Below are 13,208 nucleotides of genomic sequence, written 5' to 3' on the forward strand. Positions count from 1 at the left end.
TACTGGGAAAAGCGGCCGATAAGCCCAGGGTCGACAGCAAAAAGCCTGTCGACTGGCTGGGCTTGGACAGGATCGCGCCGCATGACTATCACCGAAGCAACACCAGAACCTACCGCTGAAACCGCCACGGAAAAAACCGAGGTCGTCGACGCGGCGCCCCTGCCGTGGGCAGACGTGCAGGCGGAACATTTCAAGATGCTGCGCCTGGCGCCCCTGGCCACTGACCGCGCCACGGGGGTGAGGCCTTTGCGTTTCGTGCAGTTCGGTTACGCCGAACGCAACGACAAACACCACAGCCTGCTGCGCATGGTCATCCAGTTACCGGGCCAACGGGTGCGCCGCGAGCAGAATCACCTGGACATCTGGGTCGATCACGACAAGCACCGCGTGCACTTCGGCCCAGGCAACAGCCTGGAAATCGAACCGGCCAACCGTGGCATCGGCCGATTCCTGGTCGCCCAAGGCGCCGCGTGGGCGAAGAAGAAGTGGGCCCACTACCGCGTTGACGGCGTAGACCTGGCCAACAAGGACGCGCTCAATGAAGCCACGCGCCTGCGTCGCGATCACTTCCTGCGTGTCCAAGGCTTTGACGTGGCCTACGCCGATGTGCAGCATTTGAAAGGCAACGTGCAGCCCGGCAAGGTCGGCGATGTGCTGGACAGCTGGAACACCGAGAAGGTGCAGTTCGTGGAGATCCTCGAAGCCGCGCAAATGCTGCAACAGGCCGAACAGAACCTGGCGGAGCAGGAAGTGAAGCTGCGCAAGGAAGAGGAAAAGGTCACCAAGTTCAAGCGTGAGGACAGCGGGCTACGCTTTACCATCACCTGCCTGGTAGCGTTCACCGTGTTTCAGGCGGGGTTGTTGATCTGGATCGCTACGCACCGGTAAATCGCGAGTGACCGGGTTACACGGGATACACAGGTGGAAGGTGCGCCAACTATCCGACTATCCGACTATCCGACTGGGCGCCGTGGCGCAGCAAACTGGAACCCTGTGGCGAGCGGGCTTGCCCCGCGTTGGGCTGCGCAGCAGCCCCAAATCCCGCACTGCGTTTTGTCTGAAAAAACGCGGTGATCTTACTGGGGCTGCTGCGCAGCCCAACGCGGGGCTAGCCCGCTCGCCACAGACAGGCCCGCTCGCCACAACAGCCCGCCTTCCACAACAACCCGCTTGCCACGACAGCCGGTTCTTCTTCAGTTAGATCCTGGCGGCGAAGATTGCCTGATGCGCCCGGCACTGTTCAGCCGTCAACATGAACACGCCATGCCCACCGCGCTGGAACTCCAGCCAGGCAAAATCGACTTCCGGGTACAGCGCCTCGACGTGGACCTGGCTGTTGCCCACCTCGACAATCAGCAAGCCCTTCTCGGTCAGGTGATCGGCCGCTTCGGCGAGCATGCGCCGCACCAGGTTCAGGCCATCGTCGCCGCACGCCAGGCCCAGCTCTGGCTCATGCTGGTATTCGTCCGGCATGTCGGCAAAATCCTCGGCATCCACATACGGCGGGTTGGACACGATCAGGTCAAAGCGCTGGCCCGGCAAGCCATCAAAGCCGTCCCCCTGCACGGTGTACACGCGTTCATCGACGCCATGGCGCTCGATATTCTGGTTGGCCACTTCCAGCGCTTCGAAGGACAGGTCGCCCAACACCACTTCGGCGTCCGGGAACTCATAGGCACACGCGATGCCAATGCAACCGGACCCCGTGCACAGGTCGAGAATGCGCGCCGGCGGCTGGGCCAGCCAGGGTTCGAAGCGGTTTTCGATCAGTTCGCCGATCGGTGAGCGTGGGATCAGCACACGCTCATCGACAATGAACGACATGCCGCAGAACCAGGCTTCCTTCAACAGATAGGCGGTGGGTACCCGCTCGTGGATACGGCGATGCAGCAAACGCTGCACATGGGAGATTTCCTCTTCTTCCAGGTTGCAGTCCAGGTAGCTGTCGGCGATTTCCCACGGCAAGTGCAAGGCGCCGAGCACCAATTGCCGGGCTTCGTCCCAGGCATTGTCGGTACCGTGGCCAAAAAACAGGTCTTCCCCATGGAAACGGCTGACAGCCCAACGGATATGGTCGCGCAAGGTGCGCAGGCGAGAAGTGATCACGGGGGCAAGCTCCTGGAAAAAACGACTGGCGATTCTAACAGCCTTCGCCCGTAGCGACGATGTACGTAACGCCCTCGCCGTACGTCGGATTTCATCCAGTTTGCCATCATTGGCTGGAACAAGCCGGCCTCTTGACATGGCTGCACGCCAGCAACGGCGTACCTTATGATCGTAGCGATTCACAGAACCGCTCAGCCAGTGGACAATGTCACAAAAGCCCCACTCACAGGAGCCCCAGAATGTCCGTTCCAAAGACGATGTTTCAACTCAGCGGTCGTGGTTATGCAGCTGCCAATCTCAGCCATGCGACCCTTGTGATCATCGATGCCCAGAAGGAATACCTCAGCGGCCCGCTCGCCCTCACGGGCATGGACGCGGCGGTCGCCAATATCAAGCAATTGGTCGCAGCCGCACGCAGCGCCGGGCGCCCGATCGTGCATGTGCGCCACCTGGGCACCGTGGGCGGCCTGTTCGACCCTCAGGGCGAGCGTGGCGAATTCATCCCTGGCCTGGAACCGGCCGGCGACGAAACCATCATCGGCAAGCTGCTGCCCAGCGCTTTCCACGGCACCGGCCTGGAAAAACACCTGCAGGACCTGGGTTCGCTGGACCTGATCGTCTGCGGTTTCATGAGCCACTCCAGCGTCAGCACCACCGTGCGCGCCGCCAAGAACCTGGGCTTTCGCTGCACCCTGGTGGAGGACGCCTGTGCCACCCGCGACCTGCCTTACAAGGGCGGCGTCCTCACTGCCGAACACGTGCAGCAAACCGAAATGGCCATCATGGCCGACAACTTCGCCACCCTTGCCTTGACCAAAGACCTGATCTGACAGCCGCGCGATGAGCGGAGCGGCCGCGTGCGGGCCCCGCTCATCTGCAAATGCCTGTCATTTGCTGCAATTGCCTCTGGCACAGGAACAACCTGTGTATCTTCCGGTCGAAGGGCCGATACCCTGGAGGAAAGGTCGGAATGAAGATATCCGATGGTTTTGATGCTCGTCGCTTGCGCCCCAAGGGCCCGAGCAACTGGCGCCTGCGCCTGGTGGCCGGCATTGCCGCGCTGCTGGCGGTTGTAGGTGTGCTGCTGGCGGTGGCCGGTGGCGCAGGCTTGTCGGGGCACTCCCCGGCACTGGGCGAATTGAATGCCAGCCCTGGCGGCTCGGCGATCCTGGTGGTGGTCGGCCTGTTGGTGCTGTGGTTCGGCGTGTGGTTGTGGCGGCGCAGCCGGCGGCGGATGCGCCAGCCGTTGTCACTGAACATCGCCTCGCACCTGATGAAAAAACACGACTGATGGCGCTTGGATAGCGTTTCCTGCGCCCTGGCCGCCGCGATTTAGGTAAACTGCCCGCCCTTCGCGGAGGCTGACATGCAAGACGACGATTTTTCCCTGTTCAAGAACGAGCTGCGCGGCGTCAAGCCGATCAAGCACGACCGCGCCGACACCGGCAAGCCTAAGACTGACCGGGCGCAGATCGCCAAGTTGCGCCAGGCTGCGACCGTGCGCACCGATGCCACCACCGTAGACGGCCTGTCGGACCAGTTCGTGATCGACGTCGGCCCCGAAGACGAACTGATGTGGGCCCGCGACGGTGTGCAGGAAAGCCAGATGCGCAAGCTCAAGGCAGGCCAGATCCCGTTCGAAGGCAGTCTAGACCTGCATGGCATGACCGTGGAAAAAGCCCGGGAAACCCTCTGGGCCTTCCTGGCCGAAGCCACCAAATTCGAAATCCGCTGCGTGCGCGTCACCCACGGCAAGGCCGTGCGCCTGGACGGCAAGCGGCCAATGATCAAGAGCCATGTCAACACCTGGCTGCGCCAGCATGCCCAGGTGCTTGGCTTTACCTCCTGCCAGGCCCGTCATGGTGGCGCCGGCGCGGTGTACGTGATGCTCAAGCGCACCATGATGGAAGGGCGCGACGAGTAACAAGTGCCATCGTCAGGCTTGCAGCCATGTGTCGGCCACCGTAACCTTGCGCTTTGCGAAAATCCAACAGGTAGTTTCATGTCCCTGGAACAGAATTACACCGAGATCCTCGGCCAACTTGGCGAGGACGTCTCCCGCGAGGGCCTGCTCGACACGCCAAAGCGTGCCGCCAAGGCGATGCAGTACCTTTGCCGCGGCTATGAACAGACACTTGAAGAAGTCACCAATGGTGCCTTGTTCAGCTCCGACAACAGCGAAATGGTGCTGGTCAAGGACATCGAGTTGTACTCGCTGTGCGAACACCACCTGCTGCCGTTTATCGGCAAGGCTCACGTCGCCTACATCCCGAGCGGCAAGGTGCTGGGCCTGTCCAAGGTCGCGCGGATCGTCGACATGTATGCGCGCCGCCTGCAGATCCAGGAGAACCTCAGCCGCCAGATCGCCGATGCGGTCCAGCAGGTCACCGGCGCCCTGGGCGTGGCGGTGGTGATCGAAGCCAAGCACATGTGCATGATGATGCGCGGTGTGGAAAAACAGAATTCGTCGATGATCACCTCGGTGATGCTGGGTGAGTTCCGCGAAAACGCGGCGACCCGTAGCGAATTCCTCAGCCTGATCAAGTAACAGGCTGCGTAGGAAAAGGCCGGCGTCCATCGCCGGTTTTTTTTCGCCCGCAAAATTCAGGTAAGCTGCGGCCCCTTCTGTCATGGGCAAGAGGTTTCAGCCATGTTCGTCAAAGCACTTCGAGTGGGCCTCGGCCACGTCATCATCGCGGGCGACTTCATTACCCGCCCACGCAAAAAGCAGCGCCCCGCCGAGCAGCAGGCACAGGTGAACGCGGCGGCCAAGGGCCTGAGCCTGTACCAGTTCCACGCCTGCCCGTTCTGCGTGAAGACCCGTCGTACCCTGCATCGCCTGAATGTTCCGGTGGCGTTGAAGGATGCAAAGAACAACGAGCAAGATCGCCAGACCCTGCTGGAGCAAGGCGGCAAGATCAAGGTGCCGTGCCTGCGCATCGAAGAGAATGGCCAGACCACGTGGATGTACGATTCCAAGGTGATCATCGATTACCTGGACAAGCGCTTCGCTGCGCTCTGACAGACGCCGTCTCCTCTGTAGGAGCGAGCTTGCTCGCGAAAAACCTGAGGACGCCGCGGGGTGTCAGGTTCCCCTCGTTATCGTTGACGATTTTCGCGAGCTAGCTCGCTCCTACAGGATTTCCATGTCCAGTAATGCGGAGCCCAGGCATTTTCCGTGGGCATCCAGCGCCAGCGAGCGTGTCACCCCGCCGCGCAGGATCCCAGGCAGCACGAAGTTCAGCGCCTGCACGTTGGGCAACTCATAACGCCGTATCGGCGCAGCCCCCGGTTCCAGAAGGCCCGCAAAAAATTCGCTCACGCGCTCGGCCGTGAGCTGTTCGCAAAGCGAGGGATAGTCCTCGGCGCGATAGGCAATGATCGAAATATTCGAGGTGTCGCCCTTATCCCCGGTGCGGGAATGGGCCAGGGTGTGCAGCTTCATGCTTCGATCCTCGGGTTGACCGCGTTACGCGGCAGCAGCAACGACGCCACCGCCACCACCTGCCGCACACTCTTGCTGGCGCCGCCACCGCCAGACGGGCCGTTGGTGTAGAGGGTTTCCACTTCATTGCCGACACGTACCGCCTCGCTGCGCTCTTCACAGCGCGCAGCCACGCGCAGACGCACTTCCCAAGGCTCGACACTGCTGCGTGGGCCGTGCAATGAGTCCATGCCGATCAACTCGGCGCGCACCTCCTGCATCTTCACCCCCATCAACTCCAGGCGCTTGAGCACGACATCTCGCGCCAGTTGCGCCCGTGCGACCGCACCCGGGCCACCGTAGGACATCTGCCCCTCGCCGATCCAACCGTCCAGGTAACCCACGCTGACCTTCAACTGTTCCGGCCGTGCTCGGCCATTGGCGCCCTGGGCCCGCACCCGGTCAGTAGCGTCGTCGATAAAGGTCACCTGGGAAAAGTCGGCGGTGACATCAGGGGTCAGGTACGCCGCAGGGTCATGCACTTCATAGATCAATTGCTCGGTACAGGTCGCTCGACTGACCCGTCCACCGGAACCCGCGACCTTGGTAATCACCGCATCACCGTCGGCATTGATCTCGGCCAACGGAAACCCCAGGCGCGCCAGGTCATTCACGTCCTTGAAGCCGGGATCGGCGAAATACCCACCGCTGACCTGCCCCGCGCATTCGAGCAAATGCCCCACCAGTGTGCCGCGCCCCAGACGCGGCCAATCGTCCATCGCCCAGCCAAACTCAAACATCTGCGGCGCCAGGAACAGCGACGGATCGGCCACGCGCCCGGTGATCACCACATCAGCCTCGGCACCCAGGGCCTCGAGAATGCCATCGACCCCCAGGTAGGCGTTCGCAGAAATCAACCGCGCGCCCAGTGAGCCCAAGGTCTGGCCGTTATCCAGCACCTGCTCGGGACGCAGGATGTCGAGCACATCGTCACCCAGCACCGCCACCACCTTGAGGCCCAGGCCCAACTCATTGGCGATGCGGCGCACTTCAAGGGCCGCCGCCACCGGATTGGCCGCGCCCATATTGGTGATCACTCGCAGACGTCGGCGCCCCGCGCGGCGGCCGACAAACGGCAGCACGCGGCGCATGCGCTCGCTCAGCAGCGGGTCATACCCGCCCTGCGGATCGCTGATGCGCGCCTGTTGCGCCAGGGCGATGGTGCGTTCGGCCAGGCATTCGAAGACCAGGTAATCCAGGTCGCCGTGTTCGGCCAGTTCTACGGCAGGTTCGATGCGGTCGCCGGAATAGCCGGCACCGGAACCGATGCGCAAGGTGTTCATCTCAAATCACTCCCAGGAGCAACGCCGTCAGGGTCATCAACACCGACGCAGCAAACAGAAAAGGGATGGTAAAGCGCTGGTGATCGGCCAATTCGATCTTGCACAGGCCCACCAACAGGAATGTCGCGGGGGTCAGCGGGCTGACCGGGAAGCCGGTGGTGTGTACGCCGAGCAGCGAGGCCTGGGCCACTTGCAGCGGGTCGACGCCCAGGGCCTTGCCGACTTCGGCGATCACCGGCATGACGCCGAAATAGTAGGAATCGGGGTCGAACAGCATGCTCAGGGGCATGGAAATGAAGCCCACCACTGCGGGGATCAGCTTGCCGTGGCCCGCTGGAATCTGCGCGACCGCCACTTCGGCAATGGCCTTGAGCATGCCGGTGCCTTGCATGATGCCGGTGAACACCCCGGCGGCGAGCAGGATACTGGCCATGGTCAGGGCGGTTTTGGCGTGGGCATCGATGCGCGCACGCTGGGCGTCGACATTCGGGTAATTGATGCACAGCGCGACCACAGTGCCTAGCATGAACATCACCACGGGATCGACCCAACCGGCAATCATCACCACCATCACCAGCACCGTCAGGATCAGGTTGACCCAGAACAGGCGTGGGCGGCGCAGCTGGATGTCATCGTCGCTGAGCACCCGTTGCGGCACGGCATCCACTGTGGAACCGGCGCCCAGGCCCAGGCGTTTTTCCTCGCGACGACCAAGCCACCAGGCGCAGGCGAAAACGAAGATCAGGCCGACGATCTGCACCGGGATCAGCGGCTGGAACAAGTTCGCCACTGGCACGTGCAAGGCTGCCGACGAGCGCAACACCGGGCCGGTCCAAGGCAGGAAGTTGACCCCGGCGGCCATCGCGCAGACACAGGCAAGGATGCGCTTGTCGATGCCCAGCCGTGTATACAGCGGCAGCATCGCCGGCACCGTCACCAGAAAGGTCACCGCGCCGGAACCGTCCAGGTGGACCAGCAAGGCCAGGGTCGCGGTACCCACCACAATTCGTGTAGGACGCGTCCCTACCGTACGCAGGATGCGATCAATGATGGGATCAAGCATGCCGGCATCGGTCATGATCCCGAAAAACAGGATCGCGAACACAAACATGCCCACCACGGGGGCGACGTTCTTGATACCGGTAATGATGAAAGCGCTGGTTTGCAGGCCGAAACCGCCGAGCAGCGCGGCGATGATCGGCAAGGCAATCAGGGCCACCAGCGGCGAAAGGCGTTTGCTCATGACGGCAGCGAGCAGGCACAGGATGGTGATGACACCCAGGGTAGCGAGCATGGGTTACTCCAGAGCGGCCTTGGTGGCCGGTTATTGTTTTCCCTGGAGTATTGGAAGCGGGTTAGTCTTTGTAAATTGGAATATTCAGCCCCGCATGTTCGGAAAAACAAAATGAAGAACTCAATCCAGCATATTCAAGCGTTTCTCGCGGTGGCCCGTACCGGAAGTTTCACCAAGGCCGCCAATGAACTGCACCTGTCTCCTTCGGCACTGACAGTCCAGGTGCAACAACTGGAGGACTGGCTCGGCGTCACCCTGCTGGACCGTAGCCCGCGCCATGTGAGCATCACCGCCGCCGGCCAGGAAGCCCGTGGGCCGATGGAAAAGCTGCTGCTGGACCTGGACAACATCGTCACTGGCTCCCGCGACCTGGCCGCCCTGCGCCGGGGCGTGGTCACCATCGCCGCCCTGCCCTCGGTCTGCGCAGGCGCCCTGCCCCCGGCGTTGCGCCTGTTTCGCGAGCGTTTTGCCGGGATCGAAGTGCGCTTGCAGGACCTGGTGGCCCACCGCATTCACGCCCAGGTGCGCGCAGGCGAGGTGGATTTTGGTATCGGCGTACGCGCGCGGTTGAGCCATGGCCTGGAATTCGTGCCGGTGCTTAATGATCGTTTGTGCGCGTTTGTACCGCTGGATCACCCCCTCGCCCACCATCGCCAGCTGACGCTGCAACAACTGGCCGACCAGCCGATCATCCTCACCGGCCGCGACAGCAGCGTGCGTGAGCAGGTGGATGGGCTGTTCGATGAGACGCGGCTGACGATGCACGCCGGCATGGAAGCCAACTACATGTCTACGGTGTTGGCGCTGGTGCGCCAGGGCCTGGGAATCAGTGTGCTGCCGGAGTCGGCGGCGGACAGCCTGGAGGGGTTGAAACGTATCCACATCGATCATCCCGGCGTGAACCGGGAGATCGGGTTGATCAGTCGTAGCGGGATGGGGCTGAGCCCGGCGGCACAACGTTGTTTCGACCTGCTGAATGAGGAACTGTCCGACACACCCTCCCAGAGTTTTTGACCGCGTCAGTCAGTCGAGCATCGCGATATGTCTGGGATGGCTGGCCACACGCTCCAACCAAGCCCGCACGGCCGGGTACGGCGCCAGATCAAAACCGCCTTCCTCGGCCACATGGGTGTAGGCATACAACGCCACGTCGGCAATGGAGAACTGGTCGCCGACCAGGTAGGGCGTGAGTTGCAACTGGCGCTCCATGACCTTGAGCGCCTTGTAGCCACCCTTGTGCAGCTTCTTGTATTCCTCCTGGCGATCTTCCGGTAGCCCCAGGTAAAGCTGGATAAACCGCGCCACCGCAATGTACGGCTCATGGCTGTACTGTTCGAAGAACTGCCATTGCAGCACTTGCGTGCGCAGGCGCGGCTCGGTGGGCAGGAACTGGCTGCCATCGGCCAGGAAGTTGAGGATCGCGTTGGATTCCCACAGGCAGGTGCCGTCTTCGAGTTCCAGCACCGGGATCTTGCCGTTGGGGTTCTTGGCCAGGAATTCCGGGGTCTCGGTGTCGCCGTTGAGGATGTCGACATCCACCCACTGGTACGGGATGCCCAACAGGTTGAGCATCAATTTGACCTTGTAGCAGTTGCCCGATTTGTAATCGCCATAAACCTTATACATGGGGCTCCCCTTATGCCGCTTGCGCGTGCTGTGCTTGACGGACCACTGCGGCCAGGCGCTTGAGACCTTCGTCCAGGCGGGACGGGTCGATATGGCTGAAATTGAGCCGCAGTGAACCCAGGTGCTGGTCCGGCTCGGAAAAGAACGGTTCACCGGGCATGAACGCGACGTCCTGATCGAGTGCAGGAGCCAACAAGGTGCGGGTATCGAGCGGCTGTTTCAAGGTCAGCCAGAAGAATAATCCGCCCTGGGGCACTTGCCAGTCGGCCAACTCGCTGAAGTGACGCGCCAATGCAGCCTGAAAAGCATCGCGTCGCTCGCGATAAAAACCGCGCAGCTCGACCAGGTGCTGTTGATAGTTGTCGGTACCCAACCACTGCATCGCTTGCCACTGGCCGACGCGGTTGGTGTGCAGGTCAGCCGATTGCTTGAGCTTGAGCAAATGCGGGAACAGGTCGGGGCTGGCGATCAGGTAGCCGACGCGCAGGCCAGGCAACAAGGTCTTGGACACCGTTCCAGTGTAGATCCAGCTGGCCTTTTTCAGGCGGCCGGCAATGGGCTGCGCGCTGCCGCCATCGAAGGTCAGCTCGCGGTAGGGTTCGTCCTCGATCAGGGTCACGCCGAACTCGTCGAGCAAAGCCGCGACAGCCTCGCGCTTGGCTTCGCTGTAGCGCACCGCCGACGGGTTCTGGAACGTCGGGATCAGGTAAATGAACGCCGGCCGATGGCGTTCAAGGCTGGCACGCAGGGCGGCCAGGTTCGGGCCGTCGGTTTCCAGTTGCACGGTGAGGCATTCGGCGCCGAACAGTTGGAAGATCTGCAAGGCGGCCAGGTAGGTCGGGCCTTCCAGTAGGATCTGGGTGCCTTTATCGATATACAGCTTGGCCGCCAGGTCCAGGGCCTGCTGGGAGCCGCTGACCACCAGCACTTGGCTGGCCTGGCACGGCACGCCAAGGGCGCGGGCCTGGGCAGCGAGCAATTCACGCAGTTGCGGCTCGCCTTCGCTCATGCCGTACTGGCCGATATTCAGCGGCATGCCATCCCAGTTCAACGCCGGCAACATCGCTTCGGCGGGCAAGCCTCCGGCGAACGACATCACTTCCGGGCGCTGGGCCGCCGCGAGGATTTCACGAATCAAGGAGCTTTTGAGGCGCGTAACACGTTCAGAGAAGGCCATAAGGTCACCGCTAGCGAAGCCTGTGGGAAATACGTCAAACTAGTTGACCGAAATTACGACGACTTGAGTAGATACGTCAATATGCTTGACCTTAAAAACCAGAACAGTCAGCAAGCCGCCATGGAAGCGTTCTTCTTCGGCTACCAGGCGTTTACCGCCAAGGCCGACGAAATGCTCGAGCGCCGCGGCCTGAGCCGGGTGCACCAACGCATCGTGTTTTTTATCGCGCGCTACCCGGGCCTGAGCGTGAAGGAACTGCTGGAATTGCTGGGCGTGAGCAAGCAGGCGCTTAACATGCCGTTGCGCCAATTGCAGGAAATGCACTTGGTGAACAGTGTCGCGTCCGAGGCCGACAAGCGTAAACGCTTGCTGGCGTTGACCGAGGACGGCCGGCGTTTCGAGCAGTCACTGCGCCGCGAACAGGTGAAATTGCTGCAGCGCGCCTTCGCCGAAGCAGGCGAAGAAGCGGTAACCGGCTGGTTGGCGGTGAACCAGGCCCTTGCAGGGCCGCCGTGATCGCTGTGGCGAGCGGGCTTGCCCCGCGTTGGGCTGCGAAGCGGCCCCAAAACCAGGCACCGCGGTGTGTCAGTTAAAAACACACGCCTGTCATGGGGCCGCTTCGCGCCCCAACGCGGGGCAAGCCCGCTCGCCACAACACGCCCGCTCGCCACAGGCCAGCCCGCTTGCCACACCCCCCACCGGGATGTGCCTTTCATCTATTTCGCACAAGAAATAGAAAACATTATTTGCTTTCTTTGTATACAAAAGCATAATTCGCTTCGTGCGAGTTCCTGACCTATTGGTCAACAAACCCGCCAGTACCTCACAGCGCGTGCGCGCTGGACATAACAATAAAATGCTTGAGGAGTACTCGCTGTGGATAGCCGCAAATCCGAAGCCCCGCTGGACCTCGCCCCGCCGAACCTCACCCACACGAACCACGGCTGGCTCGAACGCCTGTTCAAACTGCGCTTGCATGGCACCACAGTGAAGACCGAGCTGATCGCCGGCCTCACCACCTTCATCACCATGGCCTACATCATCTTCGTCAACCCGAACATCATGGCCGACGCCGGTATCGACCACGGTGCGGCGTTCGTCGCCACCTGCATCGCCGCCGCCCTGGGGTGCCTGTTGATGGGCCTGTATGCCAACTGGCCGGTGGGCCTGGCGCCGGGTATGGGCTTGAATGCGTTTTTCACCTACACCGTGGTCGGCACCATGGGCTACACCTGGCAGACCGCACTGGGTGCGGTATTCATCTCTGGCGTGCTGTTCATGCTCCTGACACTGTCGCGCGTGCGTGAATGGCTGCTCAACAGCATCCCGGTCAGCCTGCGCCATGCCATGGGCGCCGGTGTCGGGCTGTTTCTCGGGGTGATCGGCCTGAAAACCGCGGGCATCATCGTCGATAGCCCCGCCACCCTGATCAAACTCGGTTCCCTGCACGAACCCGCCCCGCTGCTGGCGGCCATCTGTTTTCTATTGATCGCGATCCTCAGCTATCACCGCGTGTTTGGCGCGATCCTGATCAGCATCATCACCGTGACCCTGGCCGGCTGGGGCCTGGGCCTGGTGCACTACAACGGCATTCTCTCCACCCCACCGAGCCTGGCACCGACCTGGATGGCCATGGACATCAAAGGTGTATTCAATGTCAGCATGATCAGCGTGGTATTTGCCTTCCTTTTTGTGCACATGTTCGACACCGCAGGTACACTGATGGGCGTGGCACAACGCGCCGGGCTGGTGGGCGACGATGGCAAGATCCATAACCTGTCCAGGGCGCTGAAGGCCGACAGTGCCTCCAGCGTGTTTGGCGCCATGGTCGGCGTGCCGCCGGTGACCAGTTATGTGGAAAGCGCTGCCGGCGTCGCGGCCGGTGGTCGCACCGGGCTGACCGCCGTGACCGTGGGCGTGCTGTTTGTGGCGGCGATGTTTTTCGCACCGCTGGCCGGCATGATCCCGGCCTATGCGACGGCCGGTGCACTGATTTATGTGGCGATGCTGATGATGGCGAGCATGGCCCATATCCATTGGGATGAAGCCACCGACAGCATCCCGGCAATCGTGACCGCGATCATGATGCCGCTGACCTTCTCGGTCGCCGACGGTATCGCCCTGGGCTTTATCACCTATGTGGCGCTGAAAGCAGGTACCGGCAAGTACCGCGAAATTTCCCTCAGCCTGTGGGTGCTGTGCGCGATTTTCATCGCTAAATTCATATTTCTATAAAAA

15 protein-coding genes are annotated in these 13,208 nt (G+C 61.8%); 9 read left to right on the forward strand and 6 right to left on the reverse strand.

Going from position 1 to position 13,208, the window contains the following annotated elements; translation table 11 throughout:
• Positions 1 to 81: 81 nt before the first annotated feature.
• A complete protein-coding gene (locus QU606_RS26030) occupies positions 82 to 888 on the forward strand; it encodes a hypothetical protein (RefSeq protein WP_024076629.1) in 807 nt (268 codons plus the stop codon).
• Between the two features lie 309 nt (positions 889 to 1,197).
• On the opposite strand, the gene prmB is transcribed toward QU606_RS26030, so the two are convergent.
• A complete protein-coding gene (gene prmB / locus QU606_RS26035; RefSeq protein ID WP_024076630.1) occupies positions 1,198 to 2,106 on the reverse strand; it encodes a 50S ribosomal protein L3 N(5)-glutamine methyltransferase in 909 nt (302 codons plus the stop codon).
• Positions 2,107 to 2,345: 239 nt separating this feature from the next.
• On the opposite strand from prmB, the gene QU606_RS26040 reads away from it, so the two are divergent.
• The 5 genes from QU606_RS26040 to QU606_RS26060 all read left to right on the forward strand — a co-directional run bounded on the left by QU606_RS26040 (position 2,346) and on the right by QU606_RS26060 (position 5,128).
• Positions 2,346 to 2,936, forward strand: a complete 591-nt coding sequence (locus QU606_RS26040; RefSeq protein ID WP_024076631.1) for a cysteine hydrolase family protein — start codon at positions 2,346 to 2,348, stop codon at positions 2,934 to 2,936.
• 140 nt (positions 2,937 to 3,076) lie between these two features.
• Positions 3,077 to 3,397 (forward strand): hypothetical protein, encoded by a 321-nt coding sequence (locus QU606_RS26045; RefSeq protein ID WP_102625225.1) that lies wholly within the window; start codon positions 3,077 to 3,079, stop codon positions 3,395 to 3,397.
• 75 nt (positions 3,398 to 3,472) lie between these two features.
• Entirely contained in the window at positions 3,473 to 4,030 is a 558-nt protein-coding gene (locus QU606_RS26050) for a Smr/MutS family protein (protein ID WP_003192796.1), read from the forward strand.
• Positions 4,031 to 4,108: 78 nt separating this feature from the next.
• Positions 4,109 to 4,654, forward strand: coding sequence for a GTP cyclohydrolase I FolE (folE, locus tag QU606_RS26055; protein WP_024076633.1), 546 nt, complete (start codon positions 4,109 to 4,111; stop codon positions 4,652 to 4,654).
• Between the two features lie 102 nt (positions 4,655 to 4,756).
• Positions 4,757 to 5,128 (forward strand): glutathione S-transferase N-terminal domain-containing protein, encoded by a 372-nt coding sequence (locus tag QU606_RS26060; RefSeq protein ID WP_024076634.1) that lies wholly within the window; start codon positions 4,757 to 4,759, stop codon positions 5,126 to 5,128.
• 111 nt (positions 5,129 to 5,239) lie between these two features.
• On the opposite strand, the gene QU606_RS26070 is transcribed toward QU606_RS26060, so the two are convergent.
• The 3 genes from QU606_RS26070 to QU606_RS26080 are packed head-to-tail and all read right to left on the reverse strand — an operon-like array spanning position 5,240 to position 8,167.
• Positions 5,240 to 5,551: a hypothetical protein gene (locus QU606_RS26070; RefSeq protein WP_102625227.1), complete on the reverse strand. Its 312-nt coding sequence runs from the start codon at positions 5,549 to 5,551 to the stop codon at positions 5,240 to 5,242.
• Entirely contained in the window at positions 5,548 to 6,873 is a 1,326-nt protein-coding gene (locus tag QU606_RS26075) for an acyclic terpene utilization AtuA family protein (protein ID WP_304997791.1), read from the reverse strand. Before QU606_RS26075 ends, QU606_RS26070 begins: the two co-directional genes overlap by 4 nt.
• 1 nt (position 6,874) lies before the next feature.
• Positions 6,875 to 8,167: a CitMHS family transporter gene (locus QU606_RS26080; protein ID WP_304997792.1), complete on the reverse strand. Its 1,293-nt coding sequence runs from the start codon at positions 8,165 to 8,167 to the stop codon at positions 6,875 to 6,877.
• Between the two features lie 111 nt (positions 8,168 to 8,278).
• Between QU606_RS26080 and QU606_RS26085 the strand changes: the two genes are divergently transcribed.
• Positions 8,279 to 9,181: a LysR family transcriptional regulator gene (locus QU606_RS26085; RefSeq protein WP_069076714.1), complete on the forward strand. Its 903-nt coding sequence runs from the start codon at positions 8,279 to 8,281 to the stop codon at positions 9,179 to 9,181.
• Between the two features lie 9 nt (positions 9,182 to 9,190).
• Here the strand turns inward: QU606_RS26085 and QU606_RS26090 are convergent, their stop codons facing one another.
• Both QU606_RS26090 and QU606_RS26095 read right to left on the reverse strand, forming a co-directional pair.
• Entirely contained in the window at positions 9,191 to 9,793 is a 603-nt protein-coding gene (locus QU606_RS26090) for a glutathione S-transferase family protein (protein WP_024076639.1), read from the reverse strand.
• A gap of 10 nt (positions 9,794 to 9,803) precedes the next feature.
• On the reverse strand, positions 9,804 to 10,970 hold the full coding sequence (locus QU606_RS26095) for a PLP-dependent aminotransferase family protein (protein WP_277378481.1): 1,167 nt from the start codon (positions 10,968 to 10,970) through the stop codon (positions 9,804 to 9,806).
• 81 nt (positions 10,971 to 11,051) lie between these two features.
• Here QU606_RS26095 and QU606_RS26100 point away from each other — a divergent pair, with 81 nt between their 5' ends.
• On the forward strand, positions 11,052 to 11,486 hold the full coding sequence (locus QU606_RS26100) for a MarR family winged helix-turn-helix transcriptional regulator (RefSeq protein WP_304997793.1): 435 nt from the start codon (positions 11,052 to 11,054) through the stop codon (positions 11,484 to 11,486).
• A gap of 387 nt (positions 11,487 to 11,873) precedes the next feature.
• Positions 11,874 to 13,205, forward strand: a complete 1,332-nt coding sequence (locus QU606_RS26105) for an NCS2 family permease (protein ID WP_304998654.1) — start codon at positions 11,874 to 11,876, stop codon at positions 13,203 to 13,205.
• The last annotated feature ends 3 nt before the right edge of the window (positions 13,206 to 13,208 follow it).

Origin of the sequence: Pseudomonas sp. OVF7 (assembly GCF_030644265.1) — a bacterium.
GTDB classification, from domain to species: domain Bacteria; phylum Pseudomonadota; class Gammaproteobacteria; order Pseudomonadales; family Pseudomonadaceae; genus Aquipseudomonas; species Aquipseudomonas gorinensis.

Coding starts and splice junctions, on each gene's coding strand:
- QU606_RS26030 (WP_024076629.1), top strand. CDS start 82: ATGACTATCACCGAAGCAACACCAGAACCTACCGCTGAAACCGCCACG.
- QU606_RS26040 (WP_024076631.1), top strand. CDS start 2,346: ATGTCCGTTCCAAAGACGATGTTTCAACTCAGCGGTCGTGGTTATGCA.
- QU606_RS26045 (WP_102625225.1), top strand. CDS start 3,077: ATGAAGATATCCGATGGTTTTGATGCTCGTCGCTTGCGCCCCAAGGGC.
- QU606_RS26050 (WP_003192796.1), top strand. CDS start 3,473: ATGCAAGACGACGATTTTTCCCTGTTCAAGAACGAGCTGCGCGGCGTC.
- folE (WP_024076633.1), top strand. CDS start 4,109: ATGTCCCTGGAACAGAATTACACCGAGATCCTCGGCCAACTTGGCGAG.
- QU606_RS26060 (WP_024076634.1), top strand. CDS start 4,757: ATGTTCGTCAAAGCACTTCGAGTGGGCCTCGGCCACGTCATCATCGCG.
- QU606_RS26070 (WP_102625227.1), bottom strand. CDS start 5,551: ATGAAGCTGCACACCCTGGCCCATTCCCGCACCGGGGATAAGGGCGAC.
- QU606_RS26075 (WP_304997791.1), bottom strand. CDS start 6,873: ATGAACACCTTGCGCATCGGTTCCGGTGCCGGCTATTCCGGCGACCGC.
- QU606_RS26080 (WP_304997792.1), bottom strand. CDS start 8,167: ATGCTCGCTACCCTGGGTGTCATCACCATCCTGTGCCTGCTCGCTGCC.
- QU606_RS26085 (WP_069076714.1), top strand. CDS start 8,279: ATGAAGAACTCAATCCAGCATATTCAAGCGTTTCTCGCGGTGGCCCGT.
- QU606_RS26090 (WP_024076639.1), bottom strand. CDS start 9,793: ATGTATAAGGTTTATGGCGATTACAAATCGGGCAACTGCTACAAGGTC.
- QU606_RS26095 (WP_277378481.1), bottom strand. CDS start 10,970: ATGGCCTTCTCTGAACGTGTTACGCGCCTCAAAAGCTCCTTGATTCGT.
- QU606_RS26100 (WP_304997793.1), top strand. CDS start 11,052: ATGCTTGACCTTAAAAACCAGAACAGTCAGCAAGCCGCCATGGAAGCG.